At 44.6% G+C, this 21592-nt stretch carries 25 protein-coding genes; 5 read left to right on the top strand and 20 right to left on the bottom strand.

Going from position 1 to position 21592, the window contains the following annotated elements:
* Positions 1–33 precede the first annotated feature (33 nt).
* The 4 genes from JGK39_RS10715 to JGK39_RS10700 form a co-directional block, all read right to left on the bottom strand.
* Positions 34–1215: a GTPase gene (locus JGK39_RS10715; RefSeq protein WP_293250367.1), complete on the bottom strand. Its 1182-nt coding sequence runs from the start codon at positions 1213–1215 to the stop codon at positions 34–36.
* A gap of 355 nt (positions 1216–1570) precedes the next feature.
* Positions 1571–2155 carry a Uma2 family endonuclease gene (locus tag JGK39_RS10710; protein WP_293250364.1) on the bottom strand — a complete coding sequence of 195 codons (585 nt, stop codon included), beginning with the start codon at positions 2153–2155 and terminating at the stop codon, positions 1571–1573.
* A 126-nt stretch (positions 2156–2281) separates the two neighbouring features.
* Positions 2282–2593, bottom strand: a complete 312-nt coding sequence (locus tag JGK39_RS10705; protein ID WP_293250361.1) for a hypothetical protein — start codon at positions 2591–2593, stop codon at positions 2282–2284.
* A gap of 91 nt (positions 2594–2684) precedes the next feature.
* Positions 2685–3128, bottom strand: coding sequence for a hypothetical protein (locus JGK39_RS10700; RefSeq protein WP_293250358.1), 444 nt, complete (start codon positions 3126–3128; stop codon positions 2685–2687).
* Between the two features lie 215 nt (positions 3129–3343).
* On the opposite strand from JGK39_RS10700, the gene JGK39_RS10695 reads away from it, so the two are divergent.
* Both JGK39_RS10695 and JGK39_RS10690 read left to right on the top strand, forming a co-directional pair.
* Positions 3344–3556: a helix-turn-helix transcriptional regulator gene (locus tag JGK39_RS10695; RefSeq protein WP_293250355.1), complete on the top strand. Its 213-nt coding sequence runs from the start codon at positions 3344–3346 to the stop codon at positions 3554–3556.
* A 52-nt stretch (positions 3557–3608) separates the two neighbouring features.
* Positions 3609–3821 carry a helix-turn-helix transcriptional regulator gene (locus JGK39_RS10690; RefSeq protein ID WP_293250352.1) on the top strand — a complete coding sequence of 71 codons (213 nt, stop codon included), beginning with the start codon at positions 3609–3611 and terminating at the stop codon, positions 3819–3821.
* 64 nt (positions 3822–3885) lie between these two features.
* Here JGK39_RS10690 and JGK39_RS10685 read toward each other — a convergent pair whose 3' ends face one another.
* The 3 genes from JGK39_RS10685 to JGK39_RS10675 form a co-directional block, all read right to left on the bottom strand.
* Positions 3886–4260, bottom strand: coding sequence for a hypothetical protein (locus JGK39_RS10685; RefSeq protein ID WP_293250349.1), 375 nt, complete (start codon positions 4258–4260; stop codon positions 3886–3888).
* Between the two features lie 16 nt (positions 4261–4276).
* Positions 4277–4480: a hypothetical protein gene (locus JGK39_RS10680; protein WP_293180368.1), complete on the bottom strand. Its 204-nt coding sequence runs from the start codon at positions 4478–4480 to the stop codon at positions 4277–4279.
* Between the two features lie 75 nt (positions 4481–4555).
* Positions 4556–4741, bottom strand: a complete 186-nt coding sequence (locus JGK39_RS10675; RefSeq protein ID WP_293197044.1) for a hypothetical protein — start codon at positions 4739–4741, stop codon at positions 4556–4558.
* A 188-nt stretch (positions 4742–4929) separates the two neighbouring features.
* Between JGK39_RS10675 and JGK39_RS10670 the strand changes: the two genes are divergently transcribed.
* Positions 4930–6504, top strand: a complete 1575-nt coding sequence (locus JGK39_RS10670; protein WP_293250346.1) for a hypothetical protein — start codon at positions 4930–4932, stop codon at positions 6502–6504.
* A gap of 46 nt (positions 6505–6550) precedes the next feature.
* Positions 6551–9739: a CHAT domain-containing tetratricopeptide repeat protein gene (locus JGK39_RS10665; protein ID WP_293250343.1), complete on the top strand. Its 3189-nt coding sequence runs from the start codon at positions 6551–6553 to the stop codon at positions 9737–9739.
* Positions 9740–9873: 134 nt separating this feature from the next.
* On the opposite strand, the gene JGK39_RS10660 is transcribed toward JGK39_RS10665, so the two are convergent.
* The 12 genes from JGK39_RS10660 to JGK39_RS10605 all read right to left on the bottom strand — a co-directional run bounded on the left by JGK39_RS10660 (position 9874) and on the right by JGK39_RS10605 (position 19808).
* Positions 9874–10473, bottom strand: coding sequence for a hypothetical protein (locus JGK39_RS10660; protein WP_293250340.1), 600 nt, complete (start codon positions 10471–10473; stop codon positions 9874–9876).
* Positions 10470–10601 carry a hypothetical protein gene (locus tag JGK39_RS10655; protein WP_293296279.1) on the bottom strand — a complete coding sequence of 44 codons (132 nt, stop codon included), beginning with the start codon at positions 10599–10601 and terminating at the stop codon, positions 10470–10472. Before JGK39_RS10655 ends, JGK39_RS10660 begins: the two co-directional genes overlap by 4 nt.
* A gap of 234 nt (positions 10602–10835) precedes the next feature.
* Positions 10836–11786, bottom strand: coding sequence for a F0F1 ATP synthase subunit gamma (locus JGK39_RS10650; protein ID WP_293250337.1), 951 nt, complete (start codon positions 11784–11786; stop codon positions 10836–10838).
* A 307-nt stretch (positions 11787–12093) separates the two neighbouring features.
* The gene (gene atpA, locus JGK39_RS10645) at positions 12094–13611 is read right to left on the bottom strand and encodes a F0F1 ATP synthase subunit alpha (protein ID WP_293250334.1); all 1518 of its coding nucleotides are present in this window, start codon (positions 13609–13611) and stop codon (positions 12094–12096) included.
* A 318-nt stretch (positions 13612–13929) separates the two neighbouring features.
* Positions 13930–14475: an ATP synthase F1 subunit delta gene (gene atpH, locus JGK39_RS10640; protein ID WP_293250331.1), complete on the bottom strand. Its 546-nt coding sequence runs from the start codon at positions 14473–14475 to the stop codon at positions 13930–13932.
* 3 nt (positions 14476–14478) lie between these two features.
* The gene (locus tag JGK39_RS10635) at positions 14479–15006 is read right to left on the bottom strand and encodes a F0F1 ATP synthase subunit B (RefSeq protein WP_293154906.1); all 528 of its coding nucleotides are present in this window, start codon (positions 15004–15006) and stop codon (positions 14479–14481) included.
* A gap of 87 nt (positions 15007–15093) precedes the next feature.
* On the bottom strand, positions 15094–15561 hold the full coding sequence (locus tag JGK39_RS10630; protein WP_293250328.1) for a F0F1 ATP synthase subunit B': 468 nt from the start codon (positions 15559–15561) through the stop codon (positions 15094–15096).
* A gap of 27 nt (positions 15562–15588) precedes the next feature.
* Positions 15589–15834, bottom strand: coding sequence for an ATP synthase F0 subunit C (gene atpE / locus JGK39_RS10625; RefSeq protein WP_193972048.1), 246 nt, complete (start codon positions 15832–15834; stop codon positions 15589–15591).
* A 181-nt stretch (positions 15835–16015) separates the two neighbouring features.
* Positions 16016–16771: a F0F1 ATP synthase subunit A gene (atpB, locus tag JGK39_RS10620; RefSeq protein WP_293250325.1), complete on the bottom strand. Its 756-nt coding sequence runs from the start codon at positions 16769–16771 to the stop codon at positions 16016–16018.
* A gap of 39 nt (positions 16772–16810) precedes the next feature.
* Positions 16811–17170 carry an ATP synthase subunit I gene (locus JGK39_RS10615; RefSeq protein WP_293250426.1) on the bottom strand — a complete coding sequence of 120 codons (360 nt, stop codon included), beginning with the start codon at positions 17168–17170 and terminating at the stop codon, positions 16811–16813.
* A 553-nt stretch (positions 17171–17723) separates the two neighbouring features.
* Entirely contained in the window at positions 17724–19013 is a 1290-nt protein-coding gene (locus JGK39_RS10610) for a hypothetical protein (protein ID WP_293250322.1), read from the bottom strand.
* A gap of 342 nt (positions 19014–19355) precedes the next feature.
* Positions 19356–19808, bottom strand: coding sequence for a nitrate reductase associated protein (locus JGK39_RS10605; RefSeq protein WP_293250319.1), 453 nt, complete (start codon positions 19806–19808; stop codon positions 19356–19358).
* A gap of 160 nt (positions 19809–19968) precedes the next feature.
* On the opposite strand from JGK39_RS10605, the gene moaA reads away from it, so the two are divergent.
* Positions 19969–20958 (top strand): GTP 3',8-cyclase MoaA, encoded by a 990-nt coding sequence (moaA, locus tag JGK39_RS10600; protein ID WP_293250316.1) that lies wholly within the window; start codon positions 19969–19971, stop codon positions 20956–20958.
* Here the strand turns inward: moaA and JGK39_RS10595 are convergent.
* Positions 20955–21545: a Uma2 family endonuclease gene (locus JGK39_RS10595; RefSeq protein ID WP_293250313.1), complete on the bottom strand. Its 591-nt coding sequence runs from the start codon at positions 21543–21545 to the stop codon at positions 20955–20957. The genes moaA and JGK39_RS10595 overlap by 4 nt on opposite strands.
* Positions 21546–21592 lie beyond the last annotated feature (47 nt).

Below are 21592 nucleotides of genomic sequence, written 5' to 3'. Positions count from 1 at the left end.
TCTTTGGCCGATGCCCGATGCCCAATTCCCAATCTACTCAATATTAATTTGATTCGGTGGCTGTGGTTGATTCTGCTTCTCATCCTTCAAAGTTTTACGCCCCGACGACGCATAATCCTTGTACAAATCCACAAACATCTTAGTCAACTGCTGTAAAGAAAGCTGTTCACCATTAACTTGAGCTTTCATATAAACTTTTAGCACTTCAATATAAGCCAAACCAAGAGCCAGCGTCAGAGTAGCCGCCGTTGCACCGGAGATAGCACCACCGACAATTGTACCCGCACCCGGAATCATTTTAATCAAATTAGTCACAATACTTCTACCAACAGCAGTTACCCCACCAGCACCGCTAATAGCAGATAGCATCGCCGAGATAAATCCCTTATCAAATGGCATTCCAAAAATCACAGTAATATTAGCAATCATTGCCGTTTGCATCGTCATCAAAATTGGCGCATCAGCAAACGGCACAGGAGTTGCACCGATAATCGCAGAACCGGCAACATAGGCACTTAAATACTTAAATGCCATATCAGATTTGAGTCCAATATTGGCAATTTGTTCTTTAACAAAGGCTTTTTTCGCTACTTCCGGCAGCAATTGAAAAGTTGCATCTACCAACTTGTCTAAACCGTGAGATTTTACTGTATAATCCTCATCAATTTCTTCCGGTTCAGCCATGACGGGGATGATTTGACTGACTGGCAAATTCATGTGTTCCAGTTGCTTGAAAAACTCGCTCGGCTTTTTAGATGTCGTCTGAGTCAGCACTAAAAGAACTGATACCTCTTTGACTTCCATTTCTTTTAGCCAGCTTTCCTCCACAGATTCTATTCTATTGGCGCTGTGATTGATGCAGTACCAGATGACGTGAATGTGTTCTTTGGGGTGCAGCAGTCTTTGGTCTTCAATTAGTTTAGCAACGTTGAGCTGAATAACTTTAATTTGTTCGGCATTGAGTTCGAGTCCGGGAGTATCGTAGACTGTAATTGGACAATTCGGTTTGGTATATTGGCGGATGCCGTGAGTGACGGGACGGCCGACTCCGGTTTCTGCTAAGCGCTGGCGAAAAACCGAATTGATCAGGGTACTTTTGCCTACTCCGGTTTTGCCGATGACTAAAACATTGCACTGTCCCACATCATTTTCTGCGTCTTTGAACGCATCGTAACTTCTATTTAAAAGGTCGTCGAGGGAAAAGTCGTCTGACATGGCGATTTGCTCCGAATTATTACTAAATAGGACTTACGGAGGGGTAGTCAGAAACCGGGTTTTTACGCAAATCCTTGATGGTAATCGACAAATTCGGTAAAAAACCCGGTTTCTTTGGCCTTCGCGCAGTCAGAAACTGGGTTTTTACGAAAATCCTAGATTGTAATCGACAGATTAGGTAAAAAACCCGGTTTCTTTGGCCTGAATGAGTAAGTCATGTTAAAAATATTGTAGCAATTTGATTTGAGAATGCGCGCAGAATAATAATTTTCGGACAAGATAATTCCCATGCTCGACAAACCAAGTCCGGATGGTGCACGGACTCAAAGAATCATTTGTCTAATAATTTAATATTTTAAGCTAACAATTCATCGACGGCAATGGTAAAACCTGCGAGAATTTGTTGAGTGCTAACTGTTTCGCCCGCTCGAAATCCCAAGATTTGATTTTGTGTCACCGCGAATACTAAATGACTTTCCGGGAAAACCAGCCACACTTCCTGACAGCTAGATGCTAAATATTCCTGTGCTTTGAGAAATACATCTTCAGCAATATCTGTGGGTGAAATTATCTCGGCAATTAAAGGAAAACTTTGTGGCAAAGTTGGAACATCACCGAATTGTGCGACTAATTCGGGTGTTAGATAAGCTACATCGGGGCGGCGAACTTGTCGATTTGTGCGGCAAGGTGGTGAAATATAAGCTTCACCTCCCTGTTTGCTGAAAATCATGTAATTTGCCCAAGTAAAACTCAACCTCGATTGAATTTTACTATGTTTGACCGTAACTCCATTTTTCTCGACGAGTTGTCCGTCCACCCATTCCATATTCTTGGGCGGATTAGCCATGAAGTCTTCTATGGTAAGATTATCCTGTACGGTGGCAGTCGCGAGCAGAGCAGTTTCCTCGATTTTGGGTAATTCGCTGGTAGTCGCGAGCATAGGTGTTGCCTCGATTTTCGATAGTTAGCTGATACTATTATCGCTGATGCCGTGGGAATTGTGGGGATGATTTGAACAGATATTGCTACAGGTAAGGCGCGGAGTGCGAACTCTACAAAGTATATCTTATTGATTTTCTCCCAGTTTTCTGATTAAAAATCTGACTTCTTCGAGCAGGGTATTAAATCTCTGGTCGTTTTCTAATTTGTACTGTTGAAAATCCTCATTCCGCCGCCGCATTTCTTCGTCCCGTTGACTGTCTCTTTCTAAAAGAGCATTAACAGCACCTACAAGCATATCGACATTGCGGTTAGTTTGTTCGATATTCTGAGTCGTTCGATCTACTGTGGAAGACAAATCCTCAACTGTGGAAGACAAATCCTCAACAGTGGAAGCCAAATTATCGATCATTGCGTCTGTCCAGCGTTCAGTTGTCATTGTTTTTTTCCTTTGCTTGTTTTGGAGGCATATTGTAGGTAGTCCAATTATATTTTAGCGATCGCCCGAGTCTGAAGTGTTGTGCTACAAATTAGAAATGTTCCAGCACGTATTTTTCCTGGGCGTAAACATTCCGCAGCGACTCAACGGCGATTTGCGGCAACATAAATTTAATCACTCCCACCAATCGCCCCCAGTCGAACAATTCAGGAACCGATACAGCTTGATGAAATTTCTGTGCATAGAAATCCACCCAAAAATCCGGTGCATTTCTCTCTTTCTTGCTGGCCATCCGCCGCTTCCAGTAACCAAAATCTAAACCTTTGGGCGATTCTACTCCCAAAATTGGCGGTAAGTCGGCGTAGCTGACAAAGCGACTCATTCCTTGGGCGTGCACGTAAAGGATGTGCCGCCACCGCTCGATGCGATATATTTGTTCTACCTTGATTTTGAGGAGACGCGCGATCGACTCTTTAGTCGCAAACCGACTCAAGGGATGAACGGGGGTTGATTTCCGCGAAAAGTTTGCTAACATAGTCTGTAATTGTTTGAGATGAGTAGTTGACCTGTCGTTTGAGATGAGTAGTTGACCTGTCGTTTACGGGTGTTTGAACTCTCGGAAAGCGGGTAGTTGACCTCCTTGAAAGCAAGAATTTGATTTGAACAGGCGATCGTCTTTCAGTTTTCCAGACGTTGGGGCGATCGCTTTTTACAACAAAATTATCGTAAACTAAATCTAGTTGTTTGTCAATGGGTTTAATTAGATTGCGGATTCGAGAATTTGCGGACGAGAAGGGTTGGACGCTCAAAGAAGTGTCCGATCGCTCTGGAGTGGTGTACAGTTCCCTGAGAACCTACGCGCGATCGCCCGGATTAGCAACGATTGACGTAACGGCTTTGCACAAGTTAGCCAGAACATTCGATGTGATGATTGAAGATTTGTACGACATTGTGCAGGAATAGTCGATCGACCTTTACGATAAAATCCTTAAAAACTAAATCTGGTTTTCTGTCAATGGGCTTAATTAGATTGCGGGTGAGAGAATTTGCGGCCGAGAAGGGTTGGACGTTGAAAGAAGTTTCGGATCGATCGGGAGTGATATACAGCACTCTCACAACCTATTCGCGTTCTCCGGGGATGGCAATGGTTGATTTTACGTGCTTGCTAAAGTTGGCGCGGACGTTTGACGTGATGGTGGAAGATTTGGTTGAGGTGGTGAAAGAGTAGCGGACATATTTACATTCAAACAAAGCGTCTGAATTACTCCAGACGCGATCGAACTTTTATCAACTCAATATTGCTCGACAGTTGCCAACATCTGATTCACAGACTCACCCGGTTGCAGCGCTTCCCAATCAGAAGTAATCGGTTGGAAAGAACAGTAGCACAGCACAATTCGCAAGTCAGTATCAAAGGAAGAAAACTGGTGAACGCCAGTAACTATCCAATCTCCATCTTTCCCGTGAGTTACTCCATTACCGGAGTCGGATAGATTGTCGTAGTCGCGGGTTCTGTCTCCAGGCTGGGGAAGAATTGGGTTTTCTTCCCAACTCCAGTTTTCCCACAGAATATCAGTTAAACCGCCCCTCGGCATAAGCTGGCGTTCTTCCCAACCGGGAGCACTCATGGTTTCGGCTTTGTAGACAATCCAGATTTTTTTGGCCATCTTTCCTCCCTTTGCTTTAATCTTGGTAATCTTGCCATGTATCCTGAAACGAGGTTTGTTCTCCATCAAACACGCAGGCCACATCAGGAGGGCTGTTGCGGCTGACTCGGATTTCTTTTAACCGCCAGTTGTATTTTTCGCCCATCTTTTCACAGAGTTCGGGGTTTGTGACATAGTGGACGTTTTCTGGTTTTGGGTTCGGTAGGCGATCGCTCCTCACTGCTCTGTTCCCTTACAGTTTAAAAACTACAATGTTTTGCCCTGTATGCGATCGCACCACTTCTGCACGCAGCAGCTATGTGTTGTTTGGGTTTTGACTGGCTGTTATTTTGGGTTGCTCAGCCTGATTGACGTATTCCTCCATAAATTCAAGCAAAACATCCCTCATATTTTTACCTTCCCTAGCGACGGCTGACTTAAATCGGTTCCGCAGATCGGGTGGCATTTCTACTCTAATAGCCACAGTCTTGTTTTCATCCATACAGGCTCAAGGCTTGACAACATATATATTTTGACATTTTATGAAGTTTGCCCAAAAACCAGCTTTTTGCATACAGGTGCATTAGTTAAACTATATGCTATACTGCATACTAATGCAATAGTGCAAACAACCAAACAAGGCAAAAATTTTTGTTATGGTAATCATCAAAGCTTAGCCACTAACCTCTTATGGAATCGGCAAAATTAACAAAACAGGCATACATCCGCCTCGGTACGTTTAGCACAGCTTTGGCAGTGGGGACGGTTTGTAGCGTACTGGGTGGTATATCGGTGGTGAGTGTACCCGTTGCGGTGGTGGGAAGCATTTTAGCAAGTGTTGCTGGTGGGATTGTGACAAATGACATCAGCGACATTTTAACTGAACAAGGGAAAGATAAAAATATTCTCACAAATAATGATTTGACAAAAACCGTAGGCAAAGCGATCGCCACAGTGATTGTCCTTGCTGTCAACTCACAAGATTTTCCAGAAGCAACGAAAACCAGCTTGCGAAAAATGGCGAAACTGGCAGATGAAAAATGGGAAAATATAGTTAAAGATTTACCGGGGGAATATGCACCTATTCAGGAATCACAATTAACAGAATTTTTTGCTAATCGCCCAGAATATTTTACCAATCTAACTGCCTTAGATATGAGTTTGTGGGAAAGGTTGCTTAATTATTTGCAGTCGGAAGCAGAAGTGACTTTGACACAACCTGTCATAACTGATATTGCCACTCGCCTTTATGAAATTTTCCCCAAAGCGTTGCGGGAAGTCCTGAAAGAGGATTTTCAATCGGACGGAAAAGCTTTTGCCGGGATGGTTTTGGATTTGTTCGGGGTGATGCGATCGCAAATTGACGCACATCACAATCTAATATTGCAACGGCTTGATGAAATTAAACAGCAAAACCCGTCAGCAATTCCGAAAGATTTTAATTTAGATGAATTTGAGAAACGGCTGGAATTGTTGTCTCAAAATAATCAAGAGGAAATCGCTGCGGAATTAAAAAGCGTTGCCAGACAAATTGATTCTGGTTTTCAGGAGGTTTTACAGAAAATGGGGTTGATGCAAACTGGCATCACGGAGTTATTAGAAAATAATAACACTATTCTCGATCGCCTTAAAAATTTGAGCGAACAATCCCAACGGCAATATAAAGAACTGGTCAGTCACATCGCAAATATCACCGATCTTAAAACATTGCAAACTAACTTTTGGCAATTCTTGCAGCAGAAACAATCTAAGGATTCTCCTAATTGGCTAAAGTTTTTAACAAAGGAGGATGAGGATGCAGCCCTGGTAGTAGGAAATGATAAAAGTTCATATTTTGAACCGCCAATACCATCGGAGATTCCGCCAACTATTTCTGCTCATAAGTTGCTTTGGATGGTGATTAATTTAGAATATCTTAATTATCAATTGCTGTTGTTTAACCGTAGCAAACAGGGGGTGATTGTATATTGTCCGTCTTTCGGTTATGCTATAAACCCGATTATCAAAACCCCCCAGTTTTTGCTACCCCAAAAGGATTCTTGGGCTGAGAAAACCGGGCAAAAGTTTCTATTTAAACAAACGGGAAAGGAAGAGTTTTTAGCAATTGTCTTTGAGAAACATTTGGAATTACCTTGGCTGAGTCCAAAACGAGAAGAACCGTTACCAGAATTGAATGCTGAACGAATTAAGGAGTTATCTGAACAATTGCAACAGCAAGACAATTGGCACGTTTTTTATAAAAATTTTCAGGTAGTGGAACAATAAACTTCGGTGTAACAGTCTCAATTACAAAAAAGGTCAAAAAATAACAATGGACGACAATCGCATGAATGCCTATTTACAACTCATCAAAAAAATGCGCGAATGCACTAGCGGCAAAGAAGAGCAAATCTTAAAAGAATATTCTGAGTTGGTGGAACCAGAACTTTTGGCAACAATAATCGCACTGATTAAAGAGTCAGATGATAACGGCGACCAGAATGAGGCTAACTGTTTAAAAAACCTTGTCTTGCAAGTGATCGGAGAATTTATTGGTAGCGATCGGCAATCAAACGAAATCAGAAAAAAGGCTGCAAATATTGTATTCAAGTGGGGAGAAAAGCAATTTCACAGCCAAAAATTTACCATTGCTTCTGATTGCTGGCAAAACTGCCTTATCATATATAAAGCCATTTACGATTGTGAAGGAGAAGCTAGTTGTTTAGTAAATTTAGGTCATGCTTCCTACTCTCAGAACTCTAACAAAGAAGCGCTAGGTTACTATCTAAAGTCTTTACGCATTTGTCGAAAAATCAAAAATAGTAAAAAGGAAGCGGTTGCTTTTCAAAGTTTATGGAATCCCTATAACTCTCTAGGTATTGCTTACCTCTTGCATGGAGAATATAAAAAAGCGATTAAGTACCACAAAAAGTCTTTAAAAATCAGTCACAAAATCTCAGACCGAAAAGGGAAAGCTAATTCTCTAGGAAATTTAGGCTGTGCTTACAACTGTTTAGGACAATATGAAGTAGCCATTGATTACCACAAACAGCAGTTTGAAATTAGTAGGGAAATAAATGACGCCAGAGGGCAAGCAAATTCTCTGGGCAATTTAGGTAATGCTTACGACTCTCTGGAAGAATATGAAAAAGCGATTGATTGCCACCAACGGCAGTTTGAAATTAGCAAGGAAATAAATGACCTCGGAGGGCAAGCAAATTCTCTGGGCAATTTAGGTAATGCTTACAACTCTCTGAGACAATATGAACAAGCAATTGATTACTACAAAAAGTCTTTAGACATTACTCATAAAATCAAAGACCGTAGAGGGGAAGCAGCTTGTCTGGGAAATTTAGGCTTGGCTTACAAATTTTTGGAACAATACGAGCAAGCTATTCACTACTATGAAAAGTGTTTGGATATTAGTCAGAAAATCAAAGATAGCAGAGGAGAAGTGGCTGCTCTGGGAAATTTAGGCTTAGCTTACCAGCTATGGGATCAAACAGATAGAGCCATTAAGAACTTTTGCGACTGCCTCAAAATTGCCACCCCTGAAACTATGCCAGTCGAATGCTTCACAACAGGTCGTAGCCTGGGTCATATTGGTATTATAAAAGGCGACTGGAAACTCGCCTTAAAAGGATACGAATCAGCTATGCAAGCTGTCGAAAATCTCCGTCAAGGAGCGACCACCGACAAACGTCGCCAAAAAATCATTAAAGAAGCTATCTCCGTTTATACCAATACTCTTCAGTGCTACATTAACCTCGAACAATACGATAAAGCCGTTGAAACCGCAGAGCGTTCGCGTTCCCGCCACCTCGCCGACTTATTCTTCGCTAGTAAAGACCTCTACCCCAAAAGCGAAATTACCCCCGAAGTAGAAGAATACTATGACCTACAACAGCAAATCTATCGTTTGCGTTTCTCTGAAAATGAGAGTGTGAAAGCACTTGCTGCCACTCCCCAGCCAACCCCCAACGGCGATGCTATCCTCCAAAATATTCAAGAATTAGAAGCAGAACAACAGAAAACTTGGCTGAAAATTCGCACTAAAGACCAAGTTCTGGCGGGTCAATTGCAACCAGAACTCCTCACTTTCAAGAATATGCAAGAGTTAATTCCCGATACCGAAACCGCCATCCTCAATTTTTACACCACCGATAAGCATACCCACATTTTCATATTGCGGCCAAATCAACCGCTACAACTGCACACCTGCGAAGGTCAGGGACTTAAAAAATTACAAAATTGGCTATTAAATAACTGGCTAACACCTTACTATCACCTCCAAAAAATGGCCGCTCTCGTAGCAGCTAAACTTCTCAAGATTAAATTAAATGACCTTGAGAGCATCAACATAAAAGCCGAAAATATTACCGTCAAATTAGCAGGAGGTTCTGAGCGAAAACTAGATCGACAACAATTCGATATAGAATCTAACCAAATGAAGCTAAAAATCAAGAACGTTTGGTTGAAGCGAATAAGCATGGTTCTACCAAAACTTGCCAACCGCCTGCAACTCAAGAAACTGATTGAGTCACATCTCAAGGACATCAAAGAACTGATTGTAATTCCTCACCTGTCCCTGCATCAAATCCCCTTTGCCGCCTTACCTTTAAACAATATTTCTATTCCCCACATCGAGACAGCATCCGATAAAACACGTGGCTCAAGCCTTGATATGAGCGAAATCACTGACACCCCTGCCAAAACCCCACCCCAACAACCCGAATACCTCAGCGATCGATTCCGCATTCGCATCGTTCCCAGTTGCCAAATACTCAACTTTTGCCACCAGCGCGGCAACCTCAAACCTGCCAAAATGGGAATCGTGGAAAATGCCACAGGCGACCTCGTTTTCACAGGCTACGAGTGTGAAACCCTCGCAACTATGCACCAAGTCGATAAAAATCATCGCCTCCAATACCAGCAAGCAACTATTAGCAACTATCAAAATTTACTCGATCGAGTACAAGGCATCCATTCCAGCCATCACGCCAGTTCCGACCTGAATAATTCCCTGGAATCCAAACTGCTATTATTTGACGGCAACATCAACCTCGGTCGTATTTTTACCTGGAGATTTTCGTATCTAGCGGAAGTCTTCCTCTCCTGCTGCGAAACCAATTTAACCCTCACCGAAATTACCGATGATCCGCTCTCCATTGCCACCGGTTTCCTATGTGCAGGTGCGCGAAATGTGGTCAGTACCTTGTGGGCTGTGGACGATTTAGCAACCGCTTTGTTTTGCATTTTATATTATCAGGAAAAGCAGGACAAGAGTCGATCGGAAGCGATGCGCCAAGCACAATTTAAGCTGCGTAACTTGACAGGTGATGAGTTATCTGCTAAGTATAAACGGCAGTTAGAATATTATTTCGATCGACAACCCAGCGGAGAACAGCAAGCAGAAATTGTCAAAAATGTGCGAGTGCGATTAGATTTGCTGTGTCGGGAAACATTGCCCTTTGTCAGTCCCCATTATTGGGCGGGGTTTGTATCCCAGGGTTTGGCGTAGGAGAAACAACAGCATAGCGTCAAAAATATCATTCTCGGTAAACCGTCTGGAGAAAGTCAAAAGTCTTTTCAGCGGTAGTTGGAAGAACGAGCGAACAAAATTTAACATAAAATCCGCCTGCTGAAGAGGTTTTTCTAGGGTAGTTTCTCTCGCAACGCAAGCCATGTTTTGATTTCTTCATCTAACACATACTTATCGCTTTTAGAGAGTGCTGTGATAACTTTCAAACGATTTTTAAGCTGTCTTAACTCTCGAATTTCTTCAATAGGAAGCGTTTTCCAATTAGCAGCCTTTTGTTCCACATCTTCCCGCGAATCTTTGATGTTATCCCAAAACCACTGTAGAATTAAGTTAACATCCAAAACTGAATCGTTGGGAACTATTCCGTATTTTGCGATCGCCCCAGCCCGCAACATCATTGAAGAAATCCTCACAGACTCGCCACTACCCGGTTTTTTCTGTTCCGCGGCTTCAGCTAGTCGATCGTAAATTGCCGTTGCTACTTCTGCCCAAGCGCGATCGAACAAACCCGCATTATTTTCACCTTTTCGAGCCTTCGCAGAGGAAATATCGGCTAATAAAAGCCAGTTAAAGTCTTGCGGTGCGGTGGTTTGAGGCGATAATGTATTTTTGACCCAAGCCAGTGCGGATTCAGGATTTTGTTCCAGGATGCGATCGATCGATTCCGGCGAAAATTCCTGGTTTAAATATTCATCTAACTGTGAGAAAATCATCTGAGTAATATTGTGGAAACTGGCATCGGAATCATAATTTTTATTAGTGCAGTGCGATCGTCCCCGATCGCGATCGTCGTGACTTCCGGGAGATTATCGCGGTGCGTCGAAGAGTGAATCGCTGTCAATAGCCAAAATAGTCACAGCGACGCACCCTACAATTATAAACCCTCGTATTATAGAGGCTGTGTAATACCAAATCCGGGTTTGAGGCACCCGTTATTTTTCAGTCGGCGTAGGCCGACTTTGTTTGTATAGACGCGATTTCAATCGCCCAGTCATAAAGGGATATCACGCTAAAAAAATAGCGCCTGAGTTCCCCCAGACGCATACCATAAAACAAACAAATTGTCAACCCTAACTTAACCGTTCAAAGCCTCAGCACCGCCGCAAACTTCCAGAATTTCCTGAGTAATTGCCGCTTGCCGCGCCTTGTTATAAGTCAGCGTCAAACTACCGATCAAATCGCTAGCATTCTCACTAGCATTGTTCATCGCCGTCATCCGCGCAGCCAACTCGCTAGCAGCAGACTCTTGCAAAGCCCGCAGCAATTGGTTGTTCAAATACAAAGGCAAAAGTGCCTCCAGAATTTGCGCCGGATCTTGCTCGAAAATCATGTCGCGCGGCAAACTCTTCGTAGGCTTAGAAACTTTTTCCCGCGATACTTGAAACTGTCCGCCTTTCGTTGTCAAGCGGAAGATTTCATCATCGGGAGTTTCAAAACCTTGGGGGTCGAGGGGTAACAAGGTTTGAATTACTGGGCGCGAACTAATTAGCGACACAAACTTAGTGTAGACTAGCTCAACTCTGTCCACAGTTCCTGACAGGAACAAAGACAGCAATTCGTCAGCAATTTGCGCTGCTTCCGGTGCTGTGGGAATTTGTTCTAAGTTAGTGTAAGTAGCATCAATTGGCTGTTCCCGGCGCTGGAAATACTGAGTAGATTTGCGTCCTACCAACACGAATTTGTAGTTTAAGCCTTCAGCTTTGATTTCCTTGGCGCGATTTTCGGCGTATCTAATGATGTTACCGTTGTAACCGCCGCACAAACCCCGATCGCCCGAAACGACCAAAAGTCCGACTGTTCTGACTTCACGTTTTTTCAGCAGCGGTAAATCCTGGCTTTCAAACTTCAAGCGTTCTGCCAAACCGTACAATACTTCTGCCAGTCGATCGGCAAAAGGACGAGTAGCAGTCACCTGTTCTTGAGCGCGGCGCACCTTAGCAGCAGCCACCAAGCGCATTGCTTCTGTAATCTTTTTAGTGTTCTTGACCGACTTAATGCGATCGCGAATAGTTTTCAGATTTGCCATAACTTTCTCCTTTTTTCTTAGCCTTTATTTCTGAGTTCTTAGCCGCGGTAGGGAGACTCCAAGAGCCCATTGGTTTCAAAAAACACGTTAAACCCACAGTCCGGCAGGGGTTAAAACCCCTGCCTCAAAGCTAAAGTCCTCTCAAAGAGGACTAATGAGCTATTCAGTCCTCTTCAGAGGACTTTCGCTATTAGACAGGGGTTTAAACCCCTGTCGGACTCCCGGGTGATCCAGAGGATTTGCTGGACTGACAGCTTAAGTTGACACGCCTTGGGCATGGCCTAAGTCCCTACAGACTTCGTGCTAATTACACAGAAACCAAGAAAGTTTGCTTGTATTCCGCGATGCCTTCTTTCAGCAGCTTCTCAGCTTCATCAGTCAAAGCCTTACCGCCTTGAACGATTTCGCCGTACTTCGGCTTGCTAGTCCGCAAATAGTCGCGCAAACCAACAGTAAACTTGCTTACTTTGTCCACATCGATATCATCCATGTAGCCGTTAATGCCAGCATAGATCACAGCCACTTGTTCGTTCATCGGCAGAGGAGAACTTTGCGCCTGTTTCAAAAGTTCGCGCAAGCGTTGACCGCGGGCCAATTGATTTTGAGTAGCCTTATCCAAGTCAGAAGCAAACTGAGAAAATGCTGCCAGTTCTTCAAACTGCGCCAATTCCAATTTCACCTTACCGGCTACTTTTTTCATTGCCTTAGTTTGAGCCGCCGAACCTACCCGCGATACCGAAATACCGGGGTTTACAGCCGGACGCAAACCAGAGTTGAACAAGTCAGAAGAAAGGAAGATTTGACCGTCGGTAATCGAAATTACGTTGGTAGGAATGTAAGCAGAAACGTCGCCTGCTTGGGTTTCAATGATTGGCAAAGCTGTCATGCTACCTTCGCCCAAATCGTCGCTCAATTTAGCAGCGCGTTCTAGCAAGCGAGAGTGCAGATAGAAAACGTCTCCGGGATATGCTTCGCGGCCCGGCGGACGGCGCAGCAACAAGGACATTTGGCGGTAGGCCTGTGCTTGTTTGGAAAGGTCATCGTAAATGACCAAGGTGTGCTTGCCTTTGTACATGAAATACTCGGCCAAGCTGGCGCCTGTGTAAGGTGCCAAATATTGCAGGGTGGCGGGGTCGCTAGCGTTGGCTGCTACGACGATTGTGTAGTCCATCGCGCCCTTTTCTTGCAGGACGTTGACGATGTTTGCTACTGTGGAGGCTTTTTGACCGATCGCCACATACACGCAAACCACATCTTCCGATTTTTGGTTGATGATTGTGTCGATCGCGATCGCAGTTTTACCAGTTTGGCGGTCTCCAATAATCAGTTCCCGCTGTCCTCTTCCCACAGGAATCATCGCATCAATAGCGGTAATCCCAGTTTGCATCGGTTCGTAAACAGAACGGCGAGAAACGATACCAGGTGCCGGAGATTCAATCAAGCGAGACTCAGTAGTTTTAATATCGCCTTTACCGTCGATCGGACGGGCCAAAGCATCAACTACGCGGCCCAACATTGCTTCACCAACGGGGACTTCAGCAATTCTGCCAGTAGCAGTAACTGCGGAACCTTCTTGAATGCCTAAGCCTTGGCCCATCAACACTGCACCGACGTTATCTTGTTCGAGGTTCAGTGCGATACCTACAGTGCCGTCGGCAAATTCTAGCAATTCGCCGGACATAGCCTTATCCAAGCCATAAATCCGGGCAATGCCGTCGCCTACTTGCAAAACAGTACCGACGTTAGAGACTTTTACATCTTGGTCGTACTGTTCAATTTGCTGGCGAATAATGCTGCTAATTTCGTCAGGTCTGATTGCTGCCATGTCAGTTATTATTTGTCAGTTGTCAGTTGTCGGTCAGTCGATTTTAGATTTTATATTTTAGATTTTAGATTTACTCGCAGCATTGAATCTGGGAGTTTGAACCTACTCTAAAATTTTTATCTTTCCACGACTTTAAGTAGAGTTCTTCTACCCATTTTTGAGCGGGTGGATGTTTTTGGCAAGAAAGAATTGAGATTTGGTAGTAAGTATTTGGGACTAACAACTCAAAAACAGAAATTCATTGATTTCTGCCTCCTGTTTCATTCTTCCCTCTTACTTCTTCCTTACTTCTTCCTTCCTTCTTCCTTCTTCCTTCGTTTAAGAACTCAAGCGAATTCCCAGACGGCGCAATTGTCCCCGCAGACTAGCATCAATTACTTGAGAGCCTACTTTAATTACCACACCGCCGATTAAATCTGCGTCAATTTTGGTTTCAATTTCTACGCTTCGAGCGCTCGTCATCGCCTGTACTTTCTCGCGTACAGTCTGCTGTTGAGCGTCTGATAGCGGGACTGCTGATGTAACTTCAGCCAATACTGTTTGGTTGAGTTCTCTCAGCTTTGCCAAGTATTGTTGACCAATTCCTTCTAAAAAAAGAATTCTTCCTTTATCTACTAAAAGCTTCAGAAAGTTGTGCATCAACGGGTTCATTTCGTCACCCGCTATTTGCCCAATTACGGCTTTTTTAGCATCAGCTTTAATCAGCGGATTGGCTAAAAATTGACGCAATTCTTCCGAACCTTCTAGCAGGCTAAGCAAAGAACGAATGTCTTCGCCGAACTTTTCTGAGAGATTGCTGGACTGAGCCAGTGACATCAAGGCAGATGAGTAAGGCTGTAAGACTGCTGTGCTAACGATACTCACTTTTTAGCCTCCCAGTAACGCAATGCTGCGATCGATTAAGTGGTTTTGGGCGTTGTCGTCCAAGCTAGTTTTTAACTCACCTTCCACTTTTGCTAATGCCAAAGATACAACAGTCGATCGCAGTTGGGCGATCGCTCTTTCCCGCTCCGCTTCCAACTCTTGACCTGCTGTTGCTTTCATGCGTTCAACTTCCTGCGCCGCTTGAGCTAGAATTGCTTCTTTTGCTACGATCGCATTTGCTTCAGCAGCGGAGCGAATCCGTTCCGCTTCTGCTTGAGCCTGAGTCAATTTTTGCTGTTGTTCTGCTAAAGCTGCCGCTGCATCTTTTTGGCGAGTTTCTGCATCTTTAATCGCCTCTTCGATGGCGGAACGTCTTTCGCCTAGGATATTTCCTAAAAAGCCGCGCCCGAAGTAAAACAGCAATCCAATAACAATGCTCAGGTTAATCAGGTTGGTTTCTAAAATATCGAAATTTAAACCGAAACCACCTTCCCCGCTAGCTTCTGTGGCTAGCAATAAAACAGTCCCCATGATTCTCTTCCATAATTGCGCGTGCAGGTTGGATGAACCGATTTAAGATTTGAGAATTCACCCAAAATCTAAAACTGTTCGATCGAGCTATTTGGCCAATGCTGTGCCCAATAGCTTTTCAAGAATTTGTCGGCTCAGAGTATCTACCTCTTGTTCTAGCGAGCGCATTGCCTCTTGTTTTTGCTGCTCAATCTCTTGGCCTGCCTTTTCTCGCGAAACTTGAGCTTCTTTTTGAGCCTCAGCTACTTTTGCCGACGCGATTTTTTTGGCATCCGCTTGAGCCGTAGCAATTACTGCTTGAGACTGTTTGCGAGTTTCTCCCAGTTTTTGGTCGTATTCCTGCGCTAATTTCTGGGCTTTTGCCAAGCGTTCCTGAGCTGACACTTGAGCGGTACGAATGTATTCGTCCCGATCGTCCAGAACCTTAGTCAAGGGCTTATAGAAAACCGCATTGAGGAGTACCGTCAAAACTAGGAACTGCAATGCCATCAATGGCAAAGTTGCATCAAAATCAAACACTTTTAGTTCCTCCTTGTTTTTGGGGCGGAAAGACATCCGCCCCTTTTTGGCAATCCTTCAATATTAAGCGAAGGGATTAGCAAACAGCAGCACCAATGCAATAACCAGACCGTAGATGGTCAAGGATTCCATAAATGCTAAGCTGAGCAGGAGAGTACCGCGGATTTTGCCTTCTGCTTCCGGCTGACGGGCAATACCTTCTACTGCTTGACCTGCGGCATTACCTTGACCGATACCAGGTCCGATCGCGCCTAAACCAATAGCTAGACCGGCGGCGATAACAGAAGCAGCAGCAATTGTCGGATTCATGATAAATTTCCTTAATCTTTGTGTACAGAGTTCAAGAGAGATCTTGGGTAATTAGTCATTAGTCATTAGTCATCAGTCATTAGTCATCAGTCATTAGTGAGAGCGTCCTCGCTCGCGAACCTAATTACTCGACTGCCGATCCCTGACTTTTTACTATTAGCCTTTACCCAATTTTAGAGTGTTAATCGTGATGATCGTCGCCGTGTCCTTCCAATGCTTCGTGAATGTAAGCTCCTGCCAAGGTGGCAAATACCAAAGCTTGAATCGCACTGGTAAACAGACCCAACATCATTACGGGCAAAGGTACGAACAGGGGAACTAATAACACCAACACCGCCACCACTAATTCATCCGCTAAGATGTTACCAAATAAACGGAAGCTCAGGGAAAGAGGTTTGGTGAAATCTTCCAAAATTGCGATCGGTAACAAAATTGGGGTGGGTTCGATGTACTTAGTAAAGTAACCCAAACCCCGCTTACTGAAACCTGCATAAAAATATGCCAAAGAAGTCAGCAATGCGAGTGCTACCGTCGTGTTGATGTCATTAGTCGGAGCAGCTAGTTCGCCCGCTGGCAATTTTATTAGCTTCCAAGGAACCAAGGCTCCCGACCAATTCGATACAAAAATAAACAGGAACAATGTGCCAATAAATGGCAGCCAAGGACGGTACTCTTTCTCGCCGAGTTGATTTCTAGCCAAGTCTCGAACGAATTCTAAGGCGTACTCCATGAAATTTTGCATTCCGCTCGGAATTCTCTGCACATTGCGAGTGGCCGCGAGGGAAGCTATCAGGAGGAGAGCAATCACAATCCAGGAGGTAATAAATACCTGTCCGTGAACTTTGAGACTGCCTATGTGCCAGTAGAAATGCTTTCCTACTTCCAACTCAGCGAGGGGAAAAGCATTAAAGGCAGTTAAGACATTTAGCATTTCCATTCACAAGAAGTTCACACAGTGGAGGGTTCACCGACTGCCTCACCCATTGGGCGGGTCGGTAACAAACAGGCTTTGCAGCATATAAAAGACGATCGCGCCCTTATACGTCAGAAATCCCAAAAATATGGGCAAAATCTGTAGCTCTTTCAACTGAGTTGCTACTACAATCAACCCAATAAATACAGCTAACCTATTTTTGCTCAGACTCGTCTTTTGCGGGCCGATGCGTTCAACGTCTTTAGCCAACATTCTCAAGTAAACCACACCGGCGATCGCCCCAAGCATATAATTTAGGGCAATGTTGAGTGAATAAAAAATCCACACCGAGATAAAAATTATTCCCGTGAAAGCGAGAGTGACCACAAACAACTGTTGCTGAAGTTTGTAGAAATCTTGCATAGTGTCGGTGGACTCCGGTTCGGACGAACCTGTCTGAGAGATGTCCCCCGTTTCAGCGATGGATGCGCGAGATTGATCTGACAAGGTTACTTGACTTTTAAAGCAGTCGGTGTTAGTTGACTCCCACTACAATTGATTCGGTTGAAACCGTCTTGTAGCGACAAGTGTGACAAAAGCTACAGCTCGTACACTTCAGATCGAATAATACCACGCGCAGGTAACATAACTTAAAAAAAAATGAATTTTTTGATTGGTTTCTGAGAAACCTGGATTCGAGGCATATCCTCTAGATTTGCTCTGCCGGGCACAGTCTGGGGGTGAAATGCCTATTGGGATTTCGGGCTGTTGGGCTATTGGGATTTCGGATTGTCGTGCTGTTGGGTTGTCGGATTGTCGCACAGGCCGCCAGGGAATTAATTCCCTGTCTCATAGCACAAGTCGGTTAAAAACCGACTGAAATCAGCAATCATTTTCAATTAGTCGTCTTCAGACGACTTTAGCTATGAGACAGGGGTTTAAACCCCTGTCGGACTGTCGGGTTGTCGGCTAACTGTTAAAAGTCCCCATTCAATGTGGTAAAGTTACCTGCGCTTAAAGCCGCAGGTTGAATTCCGGTAACAATCCCTAAAATTTGTCCAGTAGCAACAATCCGAATCGCTGTATTGCTACCCGCAGCATCTAAAGCAATTCCTGTAAAGGTCAGTCCGTTGGTAAGGCCGATCGCATCTTGACCCGCCGTGAAATCGGCAATAACATCGGCTTCAGATACGCTGGAGGCGGCTGCATTCACGCGCAGTACAAAGAGATCGTTTCCAGCTTCACCCGTCAGAGTGTCTCTACCCAAATCACCTACCAATTGGTCGTTACCTTCTCCTCCAAAGAGCGCATCGTTGTTTTGTCCGCCACGTAGGATGTCATCGCCCGAACCGCCAAAGAGCGTATCATTTCCCAGGTTTCCAGACATCGAGTCATTGCCGGCGTTGCCCTCGATGCGATCGTTATCGCGACCGCCCCAGAGCGTATCGTTGCCGTTGCCTCCTAATATAGTATCGTTGCCGGCATTGCCATTCACTCGATCGGCAGATGGCGAGCCTTGGATAAAATCGTTGCCATCTAAACCTCGAACCAAGAGATTGCCGACTCTCGCTGGATCGATCGTAAAGTTATCAGCATTGATAGAAAGGTTGAAAAAAGAGCCATCGGGGCCAAACGGAATAGAAGAAATGGTTCCAGGTGCGAAACCATATTGAAGATGATCGACTTCCCAGTTATTTTTACCCGGCATGGACAATCGAATTGACGAGATCCCGTTTGGATTCACCACTCCAAAGAATCTATCTTCTGAGGTAGTACGCGAAATACTCTGATCGCCCAGCGAAAAAGGGCCGATAATCCCCAGAGATTCTCCCGATGGCCCAAACCCCTCAAACAAAGTGTTATTTACGAGATCGCCAGACAGGGGTGTACCCCCACCATTCCTGCCAATATCAGTCCAAACGATGCCAGCATGGGTTGGCAATTGACCCCCAAGTGCATTAGCCCGAAAGTCGAAGGTAAAGCTGCTAATCCTGAAATTCGAGAATAAGCTGCTCGTGTTTCCTCTCGCCTGACCATCAATGACACCGTCATCACCGTCCACCGAGTCACTGAAAGCTGTTGTAATATTTGTTGTGGCAAGCTCGCGAACAGTAACACCCGGTGTATTTAAAGCACCATCTTCAAAGTCTTCTAAATGAAAGTAAGTGAAGTTCACCGAGCTAAATGGGCTAACGGCAGTTCCCGCCGATGGATTGTTGAAAGCTGAGTAGGGCAGTGGACCAAAAAACTGAGGATTGTTGGACATGAGATGTTTTACTAAAAGTGTCGTGACGGAAATTGAACTTTCCCCAAGAGGTTTGGCACAAAAGAGCTGGGCGAAAGTCAGATACTTCTAAGTTAGTACCGCATCAAGCAGTATAGCCAAGAAATCTGACATCGGCATCTGGTAGAAATCAATCCAGTAAAATTTAGTTCACCACCTTGATAACGGTTCAACTTTCCCAGAGTGAGTTTTATGGTCTAATTCCTAAATCGCTCTTTCAAGATGGTTGAAAGTACAATTCTCGACGATCCCTTTAGTTCTCACAAAAACTTTTTGTAGCTAAGCCAGAGGATTGAATACCTCCATAATAACTTTTTGCCGGGATTATTCAATAAGATGAAATTCTCGAACAGCGGGGAGAAAGTTTTTATTCTCGTGGCTCGATCGACTAAGTTTGATTAAAGCAAATCGCTGTAGCGGCTGCAAACCGCTCCACTGGGCATCGGTAACAGTCAATCCGAGCTCTTGCGCTTTTGCTGTGACGGATTCTGGTATGGTTGCAGCATCCATCCAGGGGGGATTTTGGTCGATCGCCAAATCAGTTCCACATTTCCCAGTATGTTTGATTAATACTTGGTTTAGCTGTTCTCGATATTGGAGAATTTCCGGACTTGTCAAACAAGGAAGTTCTACAAGTGTTTGGCGTTCTGTTTGAGTAAAATGATTCCAATCTTGCAACTTGAGTTTAATGCCGCAAGTATCTAACTTGAGGCGTACTTGCATTGGAATGCAGCGCAGTGCTTCTACAAAATCGGCTTCAAATTTAAAGAATGTCATAGATATATGGATTTGCAAACTAGATTTTTTTATTAACCGCAGAGGGCGCAGAGAGCGCAGAGTAAGAGAAGACAGAAAAATCTATGCAGGCTTTTTTCTTTCTATTTTTGCAGAAAATCCAGTCTGCATTTATAATTAAATAATATCACAAACTATTGACATGAACGCCGTAGACTACCTCCGGATTAGCTTGATAGACCGCTGCAACTTCCGCTGTCTCTACTGTATGCCGGAAGGAAGCGAGTTAGACTACGTATTGCAGCAGCAGTTGTTAACCCACTCCGAATTGCTAACTCTGCTGCGGGAAGTTTTTATACCCGTGGGATTTACCAAATTTCGCTTGACTGGAGGGGAACCGCTGCTGCGGCCTGGGGTGGTGGAATTGGTAAGGGCGATCGCATCTTTGCCCGAAACGCGAGATTTGTCAATGACAACTAACGGCTTTTTGCTGGCGGGAATGGCGGAAAATCTCTACAGTGCAGGTTTGCGCCGGATTAATATTAGTTTGGATTCCTTGGAACCAGAGACTTTTGATAAGATAATTGGTAGTCGCGGACGATCGCGCTGGATGCAGGTTTGGGATGGAATTCAAGCGGCTTATCAAGCAGGATTTGACCCGCTGAAACTTAATGTTGTGGTAATTCCCGGTGTGAATGACGGCGAAATATTGGAGTTAGCAGAGTTAACAATTAACCGGAATTGGCACGTGCGATTTATTGAGTTTATGCCGATCGGCAATGGCGACTTATTTGGCGATAAAGGTTGGGTAGCCTCAGCAGATTTGCGGCAACAAATTAACGACAAATACGGGTTAGCCGAGTCGGGTGTTCGCGGAAATGGGCCGGCGGATGTGTTTCAAATTCCGGGGGCGAAGGGCACTTTGGGGTTTATTAGTCAGATGTCTGAGTGTTTTTGCGATCGCTGCAACCGGATGCGTTTGTCTGCTGACGGGTGGCTGCGGCCTTGTCTGCTGAACGAAACGGGGCAAATTGACTTAAAAACTGCTTTACGGAATGGGGTGTCTACGGTTGAATTGCGCGATCGAGTGCGGGAAATATTAGACATTAAACCGGAGATTAATTTCAAGCAGCGGGATTCGGGAACTAACGCCGGGAATTACAGCCGCACCATGTCTCAAATCGGCGGCTAAAACTCCCCTCCCAAGACTTGTCGGGCCGTCAAATTCAACTGCGGAAAAGTCGGCGATATCAGCGCTTGTTCCCCTTGAAAAACCCCAACTTCGACATACTCACCTGATTCTAGTCGTAGTACCGCTACTATCTCCTCTTGAGGGTCAACAATCCAATATTCAGGGATACCCCGCGCTGCATATTGAGCTCGTTTACTAATGTAATCGCGATCGCGCCCAACTCTACCTGGACTAACAACCTCGACAACCAACTGAGGAGGTGGCATAGTTTGGGTGATGGTTAGCCTGGTTGCTGTCAGCAAGATGTGTTCGGGGCGCAAAACCACTAAGTCGGGGTAGCGGTTAGCTGCGTCGCCCTCCCGCAGGATCGGAACTTGGATTTCGCACATATGTGTTTTGATACACCGCCAAGGGATTCCACTATTGACAAGGACTAAAAACAGATAGCTGACAATGGCGTTGTTGGGTTCGGATTCTGGCGGCAATGTTATTAACTCTCCGTCAATTAGTTCATAGCGGTTGTCGGTGTCGTCCTCGTAGGCGAGGTATTCTTCAAAGGTAAGTTTTGACTGGTGGACTTGTATCATCTTTTGCCTTCCAGGATTGCTAAAGTTTTTAAGGCCATGCTTAAGTA

The sequence above is a fragment of the Microcoleus sp. PH2017_12_PCY_D_A genome (assembly GCF_020738565.1).
Taxonomy (GTDB): domain Bacteria; phylum Cyanobacteriota; class Cyanobacteriia; order Cyanobacteriales; family Microcoleaceae; genus Microcoleus.
Note: the sequence above shows the minus strand (reverse complement) of the source record. Positions and strands in the feature narration are given on the sequence as shown.

Coding starts and splice junctions, on each gene's coding strand:
- JGK39_RS10705 (WP_293250361.1), bottom strand. CDS start 2,593: ATGACAACTGAACGCTGGACAGACGCAATGATCGATAATTTGGCTTCC.
- JGK39_RS10615 (WP_293250426.1), bottom strand. CDS start 17,170: ATGCAAGATTTCTACAAACTTCAGCAACAGTTGTTTGTGGTCACTCTC.
- atpE (WP_193972048.1), bottom strand. CDS start 15,834: ATGAATCCGACAATTGCTGCTGCTTCTGTTATCGCCGCCGGTCTAGCT.
- JGK39_RS10715 (WP_293250367.1), bottom strand. CDS start 1,215: ATGTCAGACGACTTTTCCCTCGACGACCTTTTAAATAGAAGTTACGAT.
- moaA (WP_293250316.1), top strand. CDS start 19,969: ATGAACGCCGTAGACTACCTCCGGATTAGCTTGATAGACCGCTGCAAC.
- JGK39_RS10605 (WP_293250319.1), bottom strand. CDS start 19,808: ATGACATTCTTTAAATTTGAAGCCGATTTTGTAGAAGCACTGCGCTGC.
- atpB (WP_293250325.1), bottom strand. CDS start 16,771: ATGGAAATGCTAAATGTCTTAACTGCCTTTAATGCTTTTCCCCTCGCT.
- JGK39_RS10690 (WP_293250352.1), top strand. CDS start 3,609: ATGGGCTTAATTAGATTGCGGGTGAGAGAATTTGCGGCCGAGAAGGGT.
- JGK39_RS10595 (WP_293250313.1), bottom strand. CDS start 21,545: ATGATACAAGTCCACCAGTCAAAACTTACCTTTGAAGAATACCTCGCC.
- JGK39_RS10630 (WP_293250328.1), bottom strand. CDS start 15,561: ATGTCTTTCCGCCCCAAAAACAAGGAGGAACTAAAAGTGTTTGATTTT.
- JGK39_RS10700 (WP_293250358.1), bottom strand. CDS start 3,128: ATGTTAGCAAACTTTTCGCGGAAATCAACCCCCGTTCATCCCTTGAGT.
- JGK39_RS10665 (WP_293250343.1), top strand. CDS start 6,551: ATGGACGACAATCGCATGAATGCCTATTTACAACTCATCAAAAAAATG.
- JGK39_RS10710 (WP_293250364.1), bottom strand. CDS start 2,155: ATGCTCGCGACTACCAGCGAATTACCCAAAATCGAGGAAACTGCTCTG.
- JGK39_RS10695 (WP_293250355.1), top strand. CDS start 3,344: ATGGGTTTAATTAGATTGCGGATTCGAGAATTTGCGGACGAGAAGGGT.
- JGK39_RS10650 (WP_293250337.1), bottom strand. CDS start 11,786: ATGGCAAATCTGAAAACTATTCGCGATCGCATTAAGTCGGTCAAGAAC.
- JGK39_RS10610 (WP_293250322.1), bottom strand. CDS start 19,013: ATGTCCAACAATCCTCAGTTTTTTGGTCCACTGCCCTACTCAGCTTTC.
- JGK39_RS10685 (WP_293250349.1), bottom strand. CDS start 4,260: ATGGCCAAAAAAATCTGGATTGTCTACAAAGCCGAAACCATGAGTGCT.
- atpA (WP_293250334.1), bottom strand. CDS start 13,611: ATGGCAGCAATCAGACCTGACGAAATTAGCAGCATTATTCGCCAGCAA.
- JGK39_RS10635 (WP_293154906.1), bottom strand. CDS start 15,006: ATGGGGACTGTTTTATTGCTAGCCACAGAAGCTAGCGGGGAAGGTGGT.
- JGK39_RS10670 (WP_293250346.1), top strand. CDS start 4,930: ATGGAATCGGCAAAATTAACAAAACAGGCATACATCCGCCTCGGTACG.
- JGK39_RS10660 (WP_293250340.1), bottom strand. CDS start 10,473: ATGATTTTCTCACAGTTAGATGAATATTTAAACCAGGAATTTTCGCCG.
- JGK39_RS10675 (WP_293197044.1), bottom strand. CDS start 4,741: ATGGATGAAAACAAGACTGTGGCTATTAGAGTAGAAATGCCACCCGAT.